12 protein-coding genes are annotated in these 15736 nt (G+C 66.1%); 8 read left to right on the top strand and 4 right to left on the bottom strand.

What is annotated here, in order from left to right; translation table 11 throughout:
- Window positions 1–8: 8 nt before the first annotated feature.
- Window positions 9–1496: a helix-turn-helix domain-containing protein gene (locus ACFVYC_RS16705; RefSeq protein ID WP_387552325.1), complete on the bottom strand. Its 1488-nt coding sequence runs from the start codon at window positions 1494–1496 to the stop codon at window positions 9–11.
- Window positions 1497–1673: 177 nt separating this feature from the next.
- Between ACFVYC_RS16705 and aceA the strand changes: the two genes are divergently transcribed.
- Together aceA and aceB are read left to right on the top strand one after the other, a co-directional pair.
- Complete coding sequence (aceA, locus tag ACFVYC_RS16700; RefSeq protein ID WP_387552323.1) at window positions 1674–2990, top strand: isocitrate lyase; 1317 nt, start codon at window positions 1674–1676, stop codon at window positions 2988–2990.
- Window positions 2991–3213: 223 nt separating this feature from the next.
- The gene (gene aceB / locus ACFVYC_RS16695; RefSeq protein ID WP_387552321.1) at window positions 3214–4866 is read left to right on the top strand and encodes a malate synthase A; all 1653 of its coding nucleotides are present in this window, start codon (window positions 3214–3216) and stop codon (window positions 4864–4866) included.
- Between the two features lie 366 nt (window positions 4867–5232).
- Here the strand turns inward: aceB and ACFVYC_RS16690 are convergent, their stop codons facing one another.
- Entirely contained in the window at window positions 5233–6429 is a 1197-nt protein-coding gene (locus ACFVYC_RS16690; protein WP_387552319.1) for a CynX/NimT family MFS transporter, read from the bottom strand.
- Between the two features lie 138 nt (window positions 6430–6567).
- Between ACFVYC_RS16690 and ACFVYC_RS16685 the strand changes: the two genes are divergently transcribed.
- Entirely contained in the window at window positions 6568–7527 is a 960-nt protein-coding gene (locus ACFVYC_RS16685; RefSeq protein ID WP_387552428.1) for a D-2-hydroxyacid dehydrogenase family protein, read from the top strand.
- 42 nt (window positions 7528–7569) lie between these two features.
- On the opposite strand, the gene ACFVYC_RS16680 is transcribed toward ACFVYC_RS16685, so the two are convergent.
- The gene (locus tag ACFVYC_RS16680) at window positions 7570–8781 is read right to left on the bottom strand and encodes an ROK family transcriptional regulator (protein WP_387552317.1); all 1212 of its coding nucleotides are present in this window, start codon (window positions 8779–8781) and stop codon (window positions 7570–7572) included.
- A 154-nt stretch (window positions 8782–8935) separates the two neighbouring features.
- Here ACFVYC_RS16680 and ACFVYC_RS16675 point away from each other — a divergent pair, with 154 nt between their 5' ends.
- The 5 genes from ACFVYC_RS16675 to ACFVYC_RS16655 are packed head-to-tail and all read left to right on the top strand — an operon-like array spanning window position 8936 to window position 13547.
- Window positions 8936–9685, top strand: coding sequence for a sugar phosphate isomerase/epimerase family protein (locus ACFVYC_RS16675; protein WP_387552315.1), 750 nt, complete (start codon window positions 8936–8938; stop codon window positions 9683–9685).
- Window positions 9682–10821 carry a Gfo/Idh/MocA family protein gene (locus ACFVYC_RS16670; protein WP_387552313.1) on the top strand — a complete coding sequence of 380 codons (1140 nt, stop codon included), beginning with the start codon at window positions 9682–9684 and terminating at the stop codon, window positions 10819–10821. The genes ACFVYC_RS16675 and ACFVYC_RS16670 overlap by 4 nt, the downstream gene beginning before the upstream one ends.
- Window positions 10818–11999 carry a Gfo/Idh/MocA family protein gene (locus ACFVYC_RS16665; RefSeq protein WP_387552311.1) on the top strand — a complete coding sequence of 394 codons (1182 nt, stop codon included), beginning with the start codon at window positions 10818–10820 and terminating at the stop codon, window positions 11997–11999. Before ACFVYC_RS16670 ends, ACFVYC_RS16665 begins: the two co-directional genes overlap by 4 nt.
- Before the next feature lies 1 nt (window position 12000).
- Window positions 12001–12996 carry a sugar phosphate isomerase/epimerase family protein gene (locus ACFVYC_RS16660; RefSeq protein WP_387552309.1) on the top strand — a complete coding sequence of 332 codons (996 nt, stop codon included), beginning with the start codon at window positions 12001–12003 and terminating at the stop codon, window positions 12994–12996.
- A gap of 17 nt (window positions 12997–13013) precedes the next feature.
- Window positions 13014–13547, top strand: a complete 534-nt coding sequence (locus ACFVYC_RS16655; RefSeq protein ID WP_387552307.1) for a GNAT family N-acetyltransferase — start codon at window positions 13014–13016, stop codon at window positions 13545–13547.
- Here ACFVYC_RS16655 and ACFVYC_RS16650 read toward each other — a convergent pair.
- Window positions 13544–15703: a glycogen debranching N-terminal domain-containing protein gene (locus tag ACFVYC_RS16650; RefSeq protein ID WP_387552305.1), complete on the bottom strand. Its 2160-nt coding sequence runs from the start codon at window positions 15701–15703 to the stop codon at window positions 13544–13546. The two genes, ACFVYC_RS16655 and ACFVYC_RS16650, sit on opposite strands and share 4 nt — an antisense overlap.
- Window positions 15704–15736 lie beyond the last annotated feature (33 nt).

Here is a 15736-nt window from a genome sequence, read left to right as displayed (position 1 = left end):
AAAACCGTCTAGGACCCGGAGTGGGCCTGCAGGAAGCTGTACACCTCGGTTTCGTCCACGCCCGGGAAGGCGCCCGGCGGCATGGCGGCCAGCAGGTGCGAATGGGCCCGGGCGGACGGCCAGGCGTTCCCGGCCCACTCGGACGTCAAGGACTCAGGCGGGCGTTTGCAGCAGGTGGGATCCGGGCAATTTGAAGTAGCCCGCGCCGTCGTCTCCCGCCCGCGGAACCACTTCACATGCTGGTACGGCACCCCGATGCTGAGCGAAAACTCGCCGCTCGCGGAACGTTCGGTGCGGGCGGTGCACCAGTAGGTTCCGGACGGCGTGTCTGTGTACTGGCTGTAGGCGCTGAACTTGTCCGGCACATCAAACACTGCCCGCGACGTCCAGGCCTTGCACGACGGCTGCCCTTCGATGGCGCCGGTATGGTCCTGCGGAAAGTTCACGCCGTCGTTCTCATACGCCTTGTAGATGATCCCGCTCTGGTGCGTCTTCTGGAAATGTGTGGTGATGCCAAGATGCTTGGTGGCCAGGTTGGTGAAGCGGTGGGCCGCAGTCTCATAGGAAACGGCAAACGCGTCCCGGATATCCTCAACCGCGATCTCCTTCGCAGCCTTGGCTTTCTGCAGAAATTCGACGGTTGCCTGCTCAGGGAGGAGAAGGGCCGCAGCGAAATAGTTGGTGGCCACGCGCTGGGCGAGGAAGTCGCCGTAATTCTTGGGCGTCTCATGCCCCAGAACATAGTGGCCGAGCGCCTGCAGCAGCACCGATCGGGGGTCGTGGTCCTGCCGCTGGCTCTGGGTCAGGTAAATTCTGCGGTTCTTCAAATCGGTGACAGAGCGGGTGGAATGCGGCAAGTCACCCACGTGGTGGAGGCTGAAGCCGAGGTTTTCGGCGATGTCCGCGATGACGTGCTGGCTCAGCGGCCCCGTGGTGTAGCCCACCCCTTTGAGGACCTTCAGCGCCTCAGCTTCGTACTCCGGGAAGTAGTTGCCTCGCTCGCGCATCATGGCACGCAGTTCACCGTTCGCCCGGCGGGCTTCTTCCGGCGTGGCCACCTGCTCGTTCAACTTGCGTTCCAGCTCGTGCAGGAGCCCCACCTGGGCTTCCAGCACATCCAGCGGAAGCCGTGAGCTGATGCGGATTTTGGGCAGGTTCAAGGACTCGTAGAGGGGTCCGCGCTGGTACCGCTCGAGCTCGATCTCCAGGGCGGCCCGGCGGCTGGGAGGTTCAGCCCCGAGCAGTTGATCGATGCTCACGTTGAGCGCGGACGCCAGATGCTGGAGGAGACCGAGCTTGGGTTCCCGCTTTCCATTTTCGATCAGGCTCAGCTGGCTTGGTGCTGTCCCGACGGCGGCGCTCAGGCCTTCCAGGGTAAGCCCCGCCTGTTTGCGGAGGTGGCGCACGCGGCGGCCCAGTGAGATGACGTCCAGTTCCGCTGCGGTCCCGGGAGACGGCGGCTGGGAAACTTCCCTGTTCCAGCTTGAAGGCGACATTTTTGAAGAATACGTGAAGAAGTGCGTTTCTTTCCAGACTTTTTATCTAGAAAGCCGGTTGTAAATGCAGAAAAGTAGTGAACACGGAAAGAAACACCGCACCGGGACAGCCGGCCGGAACTGCAACGACGCAGCCCGGCCGGGCTCACGACCGGAGCTCAATCAAGGAGATCAACGATGACTGCAGCATTTGAGCCTAGCCAGCAGACGCCCGAAGAGCAGGCGGGAGCCCTGGAGCTTGAGTGGGCCGCCAATCCCCGCTGGGAAGGTGTGACCCGGGACTACTCAGCCTCCGACGTCGTCCGTCTCCGCGGCCGCGTCTCCGAAGAACACACCCTGGCCCGACGCGGCTCCGAGAAGCTGTGGAAGCAGCTCACCGAAGAGCACAAGACCGGCGAATACACCAACGCCCTCGGTGCGCTGACCGGCAACCAGGCCGTGCAGCAGGTCAAGGCCGGCCTTCGCGCTATCTACCTTTCGGGCTGGCAGGTGGCTGCGGATGCGAACAACTCCGGCCACACCTACCCGGACCAGTCCCTCTACCCCGCCAACTCGGTACCCACCGTGGTCCGCCGGATCAACAACGCCCTGCTCCGCGCCGACCAGATCGAATTCGCCGAGGGCGTCCAAACGGTCGAGGACTGGATGGTCCCGATCGTTGCTGACGCCGAGGCCGGCTTCGGCGGCCCGCTGAACGCCTACGAGCTCATGAAATCCATGATCCAGGCCGGCGCCTCGGGTGTGCACTGGGAGGACCAGCTCGCCTCGGAGAAGAAGTGCGGGCATCTCGGCGGCAAGGTCCTGATCCCCACCCAGCAGCACGTCCGAACCCTGAACGCCGCCCGCCTGGCAGCCGACGTCGCCGGCACGCCGTCCGTGGTCATCGCCCGTACCGACGCCGAGGCGGCTACCCTGATCACTTCTGATGTGGACGAACGTGACAAGGAGTTCATCACCGGTGAACGCACTGCCGAGGGCTTCTACAAGGTCCGCAACGGCATCGAACCCTGCATCGCCCGGGCCAAGGCCTACGCCCCCTACTCGGACCTGATCTGGATGGAAACCGGCACCCCGGACCTGGAGCTGGCCCGCAAGTTCGCCGAGGCCGTCAAGGCCGAGTTTCCGGACCAGATGCTCTCCTACAACTGCTCGCCGTCGTTCAACTGGCGCAAGCACCTGGACGACGCCACCATCGCGAAGTTCCAGCGTGAACTCGGCGCCATGGGCTTCACGTTCCAGTTCATCACCCTGGCCGGCTTCCACGCCCTGAACTACTCGATGTTCGACCTCGCCCACGGCTACGCCCGGGAAGGCATGAGCGCCTACGTCGAACTCCAGGAAAAGGAATTCGCCTCCGAATCCCGCGGCTACACCGCAACCAAGCACCAGCGCGAAGTCGGCACCGGCTACTTCGACGACATCGCCACCGCGCTCAACCCGAACGCATCCACCCTCGCTCTGGTCGGATCGACCGAAGAGGGCCAATTCCACTAGTAACTTACGACGGCGGCTATTCCGTCCGGCCTTCGGACCGGCATCGCTCGGCCTGCTATTCCCCATGCCCGCCCCAGGACCTCGTAGAACTCGGTCGGGGGCGGGCACAGGGCCCCTTTTACGCAGGCTGCCGCGTTACCGGCTCCTTCGGCCTCGTGCCTCAGTCGCCACTCTGCCGCTTGCCGCCGTCGACCTTCCCTTTTCGTCTTTAAGGAGACTTCAGATGAACACCTTTACTGACAGCTTCACCATCAATGGAATCACCCTCACGGCCCAACCGATTTGCCGGCAGGATGAGGTCCTTACTCCTGATGCGCTGGCCTTCATCGCCAGGCTGCACCGGGCCACTGCCGAGCGTCGGCAGGAACTGCTGCAGGCACGGCGGACCCGGCGGGCCGGGATCGCCGCCGGCGCTGATCCCCGGTTCCTCCGCGAGACCGAGCACATTCGCGACGACCCGTCCTGGCGGGTCGCTCCCCCGGCGCCGGGGCTGGAGGACCGGCGGGTGGAGATTACCGGGCCGGTGGACCAGAAAATGACCATCAACGCCCTAAACTCCGGCGCGAAGGTGTGGCTGGCGGACATGGAGGACTCCTCCACCCCCACCTGGCGCAACGTCATCAAGGGCCAGCTGAACCTCACCGACGCGCTGGAACGCCGGATCGACTTCACTTCTCCTGAGGGCAAGGAATACAAGCTCCGCCCCGCAGGTGAGCTGCCCACCATCGTGGTCCGCCCCCGCGGCTGGCACCTGCCCGAAAAGCACATGCTCATCGACGGCACCCCCGTAGCCGGCGGCATCGTGGACTTCGGCTTGTACTTCTTCCACAATGCCCGCCGCCTCCTGGCCCAGGGCAAAGGCCCCTACTTCTACCTGCCCAAGATCGAGAACCACCTCGAAGCCCGGCTTTGGAACGACATCTTCATCCTCGCCCAGGACCTGCTCGGCATCCCGCAGGGCACCATCCGCGCGACCGTGCTGATCGAAACCATCACCGCGGCCTTCGAAATGGAGGAAATCCTCTACGAACTGCGCGACCACGCCGCCGGCCTGAACGCCGGGCGGTGGGACTACATCTTTTCGCTGATCAAGAACTTCCGCACCCGAGGCCCCCGGTTCGTGCTGCCGGACCGCGGCCAGGTGACCATGACCGCACCCTTCATGCGCGCCTACACCGAACAACTCGTCCGGGCCTGCCACAAGCGCGGCGCCATGGCCATCGGCGGCATGGCAGCGGCCGTCCCCAACCGCAAGGACCCCGAAGCGAACGCCAACGCCTTCGAAAAGGTCCGCGCGGACAAGACCCGCGAAGCCAACGACGGCTTCGACGGCTCCTGGGTGGCCCACCCCGACCTCGTGCCGGTCTGCCGCGAAGTGTTTGACGGCATCCTCGGCGACAAGCCCAACCAGCTGGACCGCACCCGGGAGGACGTCACCCCCGACGACCGCGCCCTTATCAACGTGGCCGCCACCGAAGGGACCATCACGGAGCAGGGCATCCGGAACAACATCGAAGTGGGGATCCGCTACATCGAATCCTGGCTGCGCGGCAACGGCGCGGTGGCCATCCACAACCTCATGGAAGACGCCGCCACCGCCGAAATCTCCCGTTCCCAGCTCTGGCAGTGGATTTACGCCCGGGCCATCACCGACCACGGCGAGATCATCACCCACCACTGGATCGAGGAACTGCTGGACGAGGAGTTCGCCCGGCTGGAACGGTTCGACGGCGACCGCTTCGAAGACGCCCGCGACATCTTTGAGGAAGTCACCCTGGCCCAGGACTTCCCGTCCTTCCTGACCCTCCCCGCTTACGCCCGGTACCTCACCGAAGCGCGCGAAAAGGCAACCCAGGAGGAGCTCGCCGCAGCCTGAGCTGCCAATAAACTTCCGTCCGCCGGGCCGGCACGCCCTTCGCAACAGGCACCTCCGAAATCCGGAGGGCCGGCCCGGCGACGGAACACATTCGGACGCTCTCTCACTTAAAGCAAGAAACCCGGCGACGCTCTCTCACTTTCCAGAAAAAAGTGAGAGAGCGTCCGCCGTTTAGCGGCATTAAGGGAGAGAGCGTCCGCCGTTTGGCGGCATTAAGGGAGAGAGCGTCCGCCGTTTGGCGGCATTAAGGGAGAGAGCGTCCCCCTGTTTGTCGCAGGATCCGAGAGAGCATCCCTGTATTTCTTGCGTTATCTCAGCGAGCGTCCGGGGTGGTTAGGTACGACGACGGCGGGCCGGGACCACGCCTTACCGCCCCTTTGGCACCCGCCGGACGGAGAGGGTGGCGGCGAGGAAGAACGTCAGCACCGACGCCAGAATCAGGAGCAGGGCAGGCGTCCAGGATCCTGAGACATCGTGCACGTAACCCACCAGCGGCGGTGCCACAGCGCCGAAGCAGTACCCGAGCCCCTGGACGGTGGCTGACATCCGGCCGGCGGAAACCTGGTCGCGGGCCAGCTTGATGATGGCGATGAAGATCAGCGTAATGCCGCCGCCCTGGGCGACGCCGCCAAAGACGGACCACAGCCACCAGAGTTCCGGGACCAGCAGGAGACCGGCCGGCACGGCCGTCCACAACACGCCCAGGGCGACGGCCACCGGCGTCGTACTGAAGTATTTTGCAGCGAATGGCACACCAAGGCCGCCCACAATGGCGAACACCTGGAAGAGCGAGGATCCCGCTCCGGCTGCAGCAGCGGACATCCCCAACTCGTCGTTCAGGTAGCTGGGCAGCCACGCCGTGACTGCGTAGTAGGAGAAGGCCTGCCCGGCGAACGCGGCCGTCAGCCCCGCCGTGGTCCATCGTGAGCCGGCCACGGCTCCATCCCTCGGCCCGTCCGGAGCAACAGTTGCGGACGGCACAAATGCGGCGCGGAGCCCGACGGCGAGCGCCCAGCACACAATCGCCGCCACCGCGAAGATACCGGCGGCGGCCAGCGCCAGCTGCCACCCCGCCAGTTCGGCCAGCGGCGCCGTGACCATCGAGGTCAGGAAGGAGCCGACGTTCAGCGCGGCCGTATAGACGCCCATGGCGGTTCCCTGCCGAAGGGGCGGAAAATCGCGCCGGATGATAAGTGGTGCCGCGATATTGCCGATGGTGATGGCCAGGCCGATCACCACGGTTCCGGCCAGCACTAGTGCCGGGCCGCCCGAGGACCTGATGATAACGCCGGCAAGCACCCCGAGGATGGTGAGGCTTACGGCGAACTCGGCGCCATAACAGCGGGCAACCAGTGACGCCAGGGGCGCCGCGAGCGCAAAACACAACACCGGAATGCTGGTCAGCAGCCCCAGCACCACCGGGGAAAAACCCAGGTCGGCCTGCATCACGTCCACCACCGGGGCGACCGCCACGAAAGGGCCCCTAAGGTTCAGCGCCAGCAGCCCGATGCACGCCAGCAGGATCCAGGTGTGAGGAATCCTGGCGAAGATGCGGCCGCTCACCTGCGGGGCTTGGGAGTTGAATCTTTTTCCATCACCCTCATTGCTATCACGGGCAGGCGGCAGGTCCCGGCGGCGGCGGGCCGGTCCTGCCTTACGATGAACATCACTGCCGCTGACTCCCGGGACGAAGGACACAACATGCAGCACCGGCTTGCCATCCTCGATGACTACCAGGACGTGGCGCATGGTTTCGCTGACTGGTCTTCCCTGGAGGCCGACGGCGTCACGGTCACCTCGTACCGGGAGCCGTTCGCGTCACAGGACGCACTGGTGTCCGCGCTGGCAGGAGCGACCATCGTCGTTGCGATGCGGGAGCGGACCGCTTTCCCGCGCGAGGTGCTGGAAAAGCTCCCCGCCCTCCAACTCCTGGTCACCACCGGGATGGCAAACGCCTCAATCGACGTCGCCGCCGCAACCGAGCTCGGAATGACCGTGTGCGGTACTCCCGGTTCTCCCACCGCCGCCCCGGAACTGACCTGGGCGCTGCTGCTGGCGCTGGCGCGGAACATTCCTGCCGAGGATGCTTCGCTCCGCACCGGCACCTGGCAGAACACCGTCGGGTTCGAACTCGCCGGCAGAACGCTGGGCGTGGTGGGCCTGGGCCGGATCGGCCGCAGAATTGCCGCCTACGGCCAAGCCTTCGGCATGGAGGTCCTGGCATGGAGCCAGAATCTGACCGACGAGGCTGCTGCCGGGGCGGGGGTGCGGAAAGTGTCCAAGGAGGAACTGTTCCGAAATTCCGACGTCGCCACGCTCCACCTGCGCCTGTCTCCCCGTTCCGAGGGCATCGTAGGCGAGCCGGAGCTCCGGCTGCTGGGGCCGGACGGTGTCCTGGTGAACACCGCACGCGGGCCCCTGGTTGACCAGGACGCACTGGTGCGTGCCCTGTCCGAGGGCTGGATAGCCGGTGCAGCACTGGACGTCTTCGACCACGAACCCCTGCCGGCTGTCCACCCGCTCCTCAGCGCCCCCAACACGGTCCTCTCCCCGCACCTGGGCTATGTCACGCGGGAGAGCTACCGGCAGTTTTACGGCGGGGCGCTCGAAGACGTCAAGGCCTGGCTCGCAGGCTCACCCGTGCGCGTCATCACGGCCTGAAACAGTTCCAGCCTTCAGGCGGTCCTGAGGGGTTCCGTCCGGTTACCCGGTTGCCTGAAGCGTCGCCTCAATCGACGCCGGCGACAACACATGCTGCGTCACCATCTGGCTTGCGCCCAGGATGGCAGCCCGGTCGCCGGCCAGGGACAGTGCTATCCGCAGGTGCGCTGTGGCCAGGGGCAGCGAGCGCCGGTAAACGACTTCGCGCAAGCCCGCCATCAGGTGCTCCCCGGCCTGGCCCAGGCTTCCACCAATCACAACAACAGACGGATTAAGCAGGTTGACCACAGTGGCCAGGACGTCGCCAACGTCCCTGCCGGCCTGGCGCAGCACCTGGATGGCCTGGAGGTTTCCGTGCGCCACCAGCCGCAGCACATCACTGCCCTTCGCGGCCGGAACCCCCTGCCGCTCCAATGCGGCGGCCAGCGCCGGACCGGACGCCAGGGCTTCCAGGCAGCCGTAGTTGCCGCAACGGCACAGCACGTCGTCGCCGCGCGGGACCCGCACGTGGCCCAGGTCGCCGGCGGTGCCGTTGGCACCGCGCTGCAGCGTCCCGTTGCTGATAATCCCGGAACCGATTCCGGTGGCCACCTTGATGAACAGGAAATTCCCATCCCCGGGCCAGTGGGCGGTCTGCTCCCCCAGCGCCATGATGTTCACGTCATTGTCCACCAGCACGGGAACCGGCAGGGAGCGCTGAACGTAGGAGACGACGTCGAACCCGTCCCAGCCCGGCATGATGGGCGGCTTGACCGGCCTCCCGCTGGCGTGCTCCACCGGCCCCGGCAAGCCAATCCCCACCCCCGCCAGGTCAGCGTCCCCCCGTCCGGCCGCGGCCAGGAGCGCTGCACCCTCGGTGACCACCCTGCCCAGTACGGCTTCGGGCCCGTCCGCCACGTCCTGCGCCAGGCGCTGTTCGGCGAGAACCTGGCCGTTGAGGTCGGTAACGGCCACGATCATGTGGGTGGCCCCGACATCCACCGCCAACACAACGCGCACGGCAGGGTTGAAGGCAAAGCGCGACGGCGGCCTTCCGCCGCTCGAATTCGCCTCGCCGGCAGGGCCCACCAATCCTGCAGCGATGAGCGCGTCCATCCGTGATGCCACGGTGGACCGCGCCAGCCCGGTGGTCAGCGCAAGTTCAGCACGGGTCCGCGCCTTACCGTCGCGGAGGAGCTGGAACAGGACGCCGGCCCCGCCCTGGGCTGCGGCAGGCCCGGACGCCGGAAGGCTGCCGCCTGCTGTGGTGTTCATAGGACATGGATAGCACGGCCACTTCTGTATGTCACGCTGACAACTTTTGCTTGACTCGCAGCAAAAGCACCCCTAGCTTGGCAGTAGACCAAAGAGCTGTGGCCGAGCCCGTATCCCTGCAGCCCGCAACGAGTCCCACAACGCAGGAGACCACATGTCCTACTCCCTTCAGCTTTATACGCTGCGGAACGCGATCCAGGAAGACCTTTCGGGCACCATCAAACGGGTGGCGGACCTCGGCTTCACCCAGGTGGAGCCATACAACTTCGTGGCCACTGCCACCGGCCTTGGCGCGGCCCTGCGGGAGAACGGCCTCACGGCACCGTCCGGCCATGCCCCGCTGCTGAGCCAGGACCAGGACGAAATCTTCACGGCCGCCAGGGAACTGGGGATCACCACCGTGATCGAGCCGTATATTCCGGCAGACCGATGGCAGTCCGCGGCCAACGTCCGGGAGACGGCCGAAAGGCTGAACGAAGCAGCCAGGAAGGCTGCCGGGTACGGCATCCGCGTGGGTTACCACAACCACCAGTGGGAACTGGAGTCCACCATCGAGGGCCGGACCGCGCTGGAGTACTTTGCGGACCTGCTGGACCCTGAACTGGTCCTGGAGGTGGATACGTACTGGGTGGCCGTCGGCGGGTATGATCCCGTGGACATCCTCACCAGGCTTGGGGACCGGGTGAAGTTCATCCACATCAAGGACGGCCCGCTCACCACCGACACCAAGGCCCAGCTGCCGGCGGGCAAGGGCAAGGTGGCAGTCCTGGACGTCATCGCGGCCGCAATGTCGCTCGAGGTGGGAGTGGTGGAGTTTGATGACTACGACGGTGACATCTTCGACGGCATCGCCCAGAGCCTGAAGTTCCTGCAGGAGTCCGGAACTTCAGGAGCAGAAGCATGAGCGCCGCCCCGTTGAACCCAACAGGCCGCGGCCCGGTGGGCGTTGGTGTTATCGGCGCCGGAAACATCAGCAAGCAGTACCTGGACAACCTCACCACGTTCCCGGACCTCGTGGTCCACGTGGTCGCGGACCTGTTCGAGGAAGCGGCGGAAGCCCGTGCCAAGGAGTACGGCATCCCGGAGTGGGGCGGGGTTCAAAAGGCCCTGGGCCACCCCGACGTCGAAATCATCGTCAACCTGACCATCCCTGCCGCCCACGTTGAGGTTGCCACTGCCGCCGTGAACGCCGGCAAACACGTTTGGACCGAGAAGCCCTTCTCCCTGGACCGCGAGTCCGGCCTGGGCCTGCTCAAGACCGCTGATGCCGCCGGAATCCGCCTCGGCTGCGCCCCGGACACCTTCCTCGGCGCCGGCCTCCAGACCGCACTGCGCCTGATCCAGCGCGGCGACATCGGCACCCCCCTCACCGCCATGACCACATTCCAGACCCCCGGCCCGGAATCCTGGCACCCCAACCCGGCCTTCCTCTTCCAGCACGGTGCCGGCCCCCTGTTCGACATGGGCCCCTACTACCTCACCACCCTGATCCAGGCTTTCGGCTCCATCCGCAAGGTGGCCGCCGTCGGGTCAAAGTCCAAGGATGTCCGCGTGATCGGCTCCGGCCCCAAAGCCGGCGACGAGTTCACGGTGGAGGTACCCACCCACCTGTCCGCGATGGCCCAGTTCGAAAGCGGCGCGTCCTCGCACAGCGTGTTCTCCTTCGAGTCCCCCCGCCAGCGGATGGGTTTCGTGGAGATCACCGGCACCGAGGCCACCCTGTCCCTGCCGGATCCAAACTACTTCGACGGCGACATCAAGCTGTGGCGCGCAGGAGACGAGGACTGGACCACCGTCCCCGCCAGCGGCCCGGCGAACGGCCGCGGAATGGGAGTCCTGGACCTGGCCCGTTCCATCCGCGCCGGCGTCCCGCACCGCGCCATCGGGAACCTGGCCTATCACGTCCTGGACAGCATGGTCTCCATCTCAGAGTCCATGGCGTCCGGCACGTTCGTCAACGTAGAGAGTTCGGCACCGGCGTCGGCTCCCCTCCCGGAGGACTGGGCCCCTGAAACGCTGACGCTTGGCGGCAGCGCATGAGTAACGAGACAGACAACGGTCCGCTGGGCGTGGCGATGATCGGCTACGCCTTTATGGGCAAGGCGCATTCCAACGCCTGGCGCAACGTGGCAAGCTTCTTCGACGTCCCCGCATTCGAACAGAAGGTCCTTGTGGGCCGGGACGCCGCCGCAGTCTCTGAAGCCGCCGCAAAGTACGGGTGGAGCGAAACGGCCACGGACTGGCGCACCGTGCTGGACCGTGACGACATCCATATCGTGGATATCTGCGCCCCGGGCTGGCTGCACGCCGAGATTGCCATCGCCGCCCTCGAAGCCGGAAAGCACGTGCTGCTGGAGAAGCCGCTGGCCAACACCCTGGCCGAGGCCGAGGCCATCACCGCCGCTGCTCAGGCCGCCAGGGCCAAGGGGGTGCAGTCCATGGTGGGATTCAACTACCGCCGCGTGCCCGCCCTGGCCCTCGCGAAGGAACTGATCACCGACGACAGGGTCGGGACGGTCCGGCAGGTGCGCGCATCCTACCTGCAGGACTGGCTCGCCGACGAATCCGCCCCCATGACCTGGCGGCTGACCAAGGACACCGCAGGCTCCGGGGCGCTGGGGGATATCGCCTCCCACGCCATCGACCAGGTCCTCTTCCTGCTGGGCGACCGGGTCACGGACGTCTCGGGCCGCCTGCAGACGTTCGTGAACCAGAGGCCGGGAGCCGAGGGGCTTGAAGACGTAACGGTCGACGACGCCGCCTGGGCAACGCTGACCCTCGCCTCCGGGGCGATCGCCTCAGTGGAGGCCTCCCGGGTGGCCACCGGCCGGAAGAACTCCCTGAAGCTGGAGGTCTACGGCGACAAAGGCGCCATCGCCTTCGACCTGGAAAACCTCAACGAACTGCAGTTCCTTGACGCCACCGCCCCCGCCCGCGAGCAGGGCTTCCGCCGGATCGTTGTGAGCGAACCCGACCACCCGTATATCGAGGGCTGGTGGCCGCAAGGCCACATCATCGGCTGGGAGCACACCTTCACGCACGAAATCCGCGACTTCCTGCTTGCCGTTGACAGCGGGACCGAGCCTTCGCCGTCGTTCGAGGACGGGCTGGAAGTCCAGCGCATCCTGGCGGCGGTGGAGCAGTCCGCCGCCGCAAAGAGTTCGACCATCCAGCTGACACCAGCAACCGGCACTGCAGCCACGACAGAAGGAGCCTGACATGCCCCGCCCCTACACCCTGTTCACCGGCCAGTGGGCCGACCTCCCCTTCGAAGAGGTCGCCAAACTGGCCTCCGGCTGGGGCTACGACGGCCTGGAAATCGCCGTCTCCGGCGACCACCTGGACGCCTGGCGTTGGGACGAACCGGGCTACGTCGAATCCAAACTCGCCATCCTGGACAAGTACAACCTCAAGGTCTGGGCCATCTCCAACCACCTCAAGGGCCAGGCCGTCTGCGACAACCCCATCGACTTCCGCCACGAAGCCATCGTCGGCGCCAAGGTCTGGGGCGACGGCGACCCCGAAGGTGTCCGCCAACGCGCCGCCGAGGAAATGAAGCACACCGCCCGGCTCGCCAAGGCACTCGGCGTGGACACCGTCGTCGGCTTCACCGGCTCCTCCATCTGGCAGTACGTGGCCATGTTCCCGCCCGTCCCGGAAAAAGTCATCGACGCCGGCTACCAGGACTTCGCCGACCGCTGGAACCCCATCCTGGACGTCTTCGACGAAAACGGCGTCCGCTTCGCCCACGAAGTCCACCCGTCCGAAATTGCCTACGACTACTGGACCACCGTCCGCACCCTCGAAGCGATCGGCCACCGCGAAGCGTTCGGCCTGAACTGGGACCCCTCGCACATGATGTGGCAGGGCATCGACCCCGTCTCCTTCATCTGGGACTTCAAGGACCGGATCTACCACGTGGACGGCAAGGACACCAAGGTCCGCCAAACCGGCCGGAACACCGTGATGGGCTCCCACCTCGCCTGGGGCGACCCCCGCCGGGGCTGGGACTTCGTCTCCGCCGGGCGCGGCGACGTCCCCTGGGAAGCCTCCTTCCGCGCCCTGACAGCCATCGGCTACAACGGGCCCATCTCCGTCGAATGGGAAGACGCCGGCATGGACCGCCTCCACGGCGCCCCCGAAGCCCTCGCGGCCCTCAAGAAGTTCGACTTCCCGCCGTCGAACACCTCCTTCGACGCCGCCTTCAAGCAGTAGGGACATAAGGTCCCTGCATGAGCTCTTCCATCCGTAAGGCAACAGCAGACGACGCCGCCGCGCTGGCCGTGCTGGCGGCCGTCACCTTTCCGCTGGCCTGCCCGCCGTCGTCGTCGCCACAGGACATCGCGGCGCACCTGGCGAACACGTTGAGCGAACGCCATTTCGAGGGCTACCTGGCCGACTCCGATATCACCATCCTGGTGATTGACGCCGGCGGAGACCTGCGCGGCTACAGCCTGCTGGTGAACCGGCCGGCGGCAGACCCGGACGCTGCTTCCGCGCTGCAGATCCTGCCGTCAGTGGAACTGAGTAAGTGCTACGTGCACCCCGAACACCACGGGCTCGGCGCCGCCGCTGAGCTGATGCAGGCCAGCCTCCAGGCGGCAGCGGAAGCCGGCGGCCAGGGCGTCTGGCTGGGGGTCAACAGCCAGAACGCCCGGGCCATCCGCTTCTACGAGAAGTCCGGCTTCCGCAAGGTGGGCACAAAGTCGTTCCGGCTCGGCAGCACCGTGGAGCATGACTTCGTGCTGGAGCGCGCCGTCCCTTAGCGGCCGGGGCGCACGTCGCCGAAGTCATCCAGCAGGGACTCCAGCGGCGGGCGGGGCTCGGCCAGCAGCCGCAGTCCGGGCGGAAGGCCCTCGATGCTGCCTTCGGTGCCCTTGGCCCTGATGGTCACCCGGGACGTGTCCAGCAGTACATTCTCGGCGCTGAATCCGCCAATCTGCTCGGTAAGGATCGGAGCCAGGTGGACCACACCACGGGTGAAGTCGGGGTCGAACCGCAGGAGGATCCTTGCCAACTGCACCGGCGCCGCCGCCGCCCAAGCCTGCGGCGAGCAGGCCGTGGGGTACGGCACCGGGCCCGGGAACTCGCCGCGGTCGAAGCCGCAGAACAACTCCGGGAGCCGGCCGTCAAAATGCTCCGCCGCCTCGATGATTCCGGTAGCAAGCTGCCGGGCTTCCTCCACGAAGCCGTAGCGCATCATGCCCGTGGCCGCCAGCGCCGAGTCATGCGGCCAGACCGAACCGTTGTGGTAGCTCACCGGGTTGTAGGCTCCCATGTCGGAGGACAGCGTGCGGATGCCCCAGCCGGTGAACATCTGCGGGGACATCAGGTGTTCCACCACTGACGGCGCCTTGTCCTCATCCACGATGCCCAGCCAGAGGCAATGGCCCATGTTCGACGCGCAGGCATCCACCGGCCGCTTGTCCTTGTCCAGGGCAACAGCGAAGTAGCCTTTGTCCGGCAGCCAGAACTTCTCATTGAAGGCAGTCTTCAAATCCGCGGCGCGTTCTGCCCAGTGCTGTTCCAGGGCAGCATCCCCGCTCCAGCGCGCCAGCAGGGACCGGCCGATGTAAGCGGAGTAGGCGTAGGCCTGCACTTCACAGAGGGCGATGGGCGCCTCGGCCATGGTGCCGTCGGCGAAGTTAATTCCGTCCCAGGAGTCCTTCCAGCCCTGGTTGATCAGCCCGTGGTCATTCGGCCTGGCGTATTCCACGAACCCATCGCCGTCGCGGTCCCCGTACTGCTCGATCCAGTCCAGGGCGCGGTCAACGTGCGGAAGAAGCGGTTCTATGATGTCCCGTGACATCCCCCACCGGCTGAGCTCACCGACGAGGGCGGCGAAGAGTGGAGTGGCGTCGGCTGTTCCATAGTAGGCGGTACCGCCCAGCGCGAGGCCGGCTGTGACGCCGAACCTCACTTCATGCGGTATCCGCCCGGGTTCCTCCTCTGAATCCACGTCCACTTTCGACCCCTGGAGGCCTGCCAGTGTCTGCAGCGTTCCGGCGGCCAGGTTGGGATCCACCAGCAGGCACATGTACGAGGCCAGGATGGAGTCGCGGCCAAAAAGCGCCATGAACCACGGCGCGCCGGCAGCCACAGCGGCCCGCTCGGGGTGGTGCTCGTCGAAGATCCGCAGGGAGCCGAGATCGCTCTCGCTGCGGTTCAGGACTGCCTGCAGGTTGCTGTCCGAAACGGTGATCCGGGGGACGTTCTGCTCCCAGTTGCGGTGGCGGACGGCCCCTTCCCGGTGGTGCGGAAGCCCGCCCTCCTTAAAGGGTTCGCCGGGTGCCTGCCCGTTGATGAGCGGCACCACGATAACACTGGTGGCCCATTTGCCACGGGCTGGAATAGTGGCACGGAACCGGAGACCGTCCGTGGTGACATCGGCGCCGCGGGCGCGGATGGCGGTTCCCCGCTGCTGCCCGTTGTGGGCGCTTTCAATGACCAGTTGGCCGTCGCGGACGCTGCGCACCGCTTCTGCACCGCGGGAGGTCCTTCCGCCCTTGACGTCGAACAGATCGGCCTGGTCTGCGTCGACCAGGAGCTCGATGTCGCAGTCCACCGCTTCCGCGGAGTAGTTCTCAAGCGTAATGTCGTCCTGCAGTCCGGGGCCGATGTGGCGCACCTGCCGGACCACCAGCGGGCTGTCGAACCGGCCATCCGGCCACTTGGCCCGGCCTACAAAGGTGGCTTCAAAGGGCCGGGGACGCTGGGCCACCAGTGGCTCGCGCAGGGATCCGTTGACCCGCAGGACCCAGTGGGAAATGATGCGGGTGTCCTGAAAGAACGCACCGTTCGTGCCGCCGTCGGAACTGATGTCCCCGCCGCCGGATGAAATGCAGAATGAGGATCCTTCCACTACCGTGACCGAACCCGACTCGGATGCGGCGGCCTCTGTATCAGCGTTCCATGCGGTCACGGACAACTCCCTCCTCAGCGGGCTGCTGCTGCC

The sequence above is a fragment of the Pseudarthrobacter sp. NPDC058329 genome (assembly GCF_042879835.1).
Lineage (GTDB): Bacteria > Actinomycetota > Actinomycetes > Actinomycetales > Micrococcaceae > Arthrobacter.
Note: the sequence above shows the minus strand (reverse complement) of the source record. Positions and strands in the feature narration are given on the sequence as shown.

What these genes read in the sequence shown, in the direction of transcription:
- ACFVYC_RS16665 (WP_387552311.1), top strand. Translation starts at nt 10,818, where the DNA reads ATGAGTAACGAGACAGACAACGGTCCGCTGGGCGTGGCGATGATCGGC.
- aceA (WP_387552323.1), top strand. Translation starts at nt 1,674, where the DNA reads ATGACTGCAGCATTTGAGCCTAGCCAGCAGACGCCCGAAGAGCAGGCG.
- ACFVYC_RS16680 (WP_387552317.1), bottom strand. Translation starts at nt 8,781, where the DNA reads ATGAACACCACAGCAGGCGGCAGCCTTCCGGCGTCCGGGCCTGCCGCA.
- ACFVYC_RS16705 (WP_387552325.1), bottom strand. Translation starts at nt 1,496, where the DNA reads ATGTCGCCTTCAAGCTGGAACAGGGAAGTTTCCCAGCCGCCGTCTCCC.
- ACFVYC_RS16655 (WP_387552307.1), top strand. Translation starts at nt 13,014, where the DNA reads ATGAGCTCTTCCATCCGTAAGGCAACAGCAGACGACGCCGCCGCGCTG.
- ACFVYC_RS16670 (WP_387552313.1), top strand. Translation starts at nt 9,682, where the DNA reads ATGAGCGCCGCCCCGTTGAACCCAACAGGCCGCGGCCCGGTGGGCGTT.
- aceB (WP_387552321.1), top strand. Translation starts at nt 3,214, where the DNA reads ATGAACACCTTTACTGACAGCTTCACCATCAATGGAATCACCCTCACG.
- ACFVYC_RS16660 (WP_387552309.1), top strand. Translation starts at nt 12,001, where the DNA reads ATGCCCCGCCCCTACACCCTGTTCACCGGCCAGTGGGCCGACCTCCCC.
- ACFVYC_RS16685 (WP_387552428.1), top strand. Translation starts at nt 6,568, where the DNA reads ATGCAGCACCGGCTTGCCATCCTCGATGACTACCAGGACGTGGCGCAT.
- ACFVYC_RS16675 (WP_387552315.1), top strand. Translation starts at nt 8,936, where the DNA reads ATGTCCTACTCCCTTCAGCTTTATACGCTGCGGAACGCGATCCAGGAA.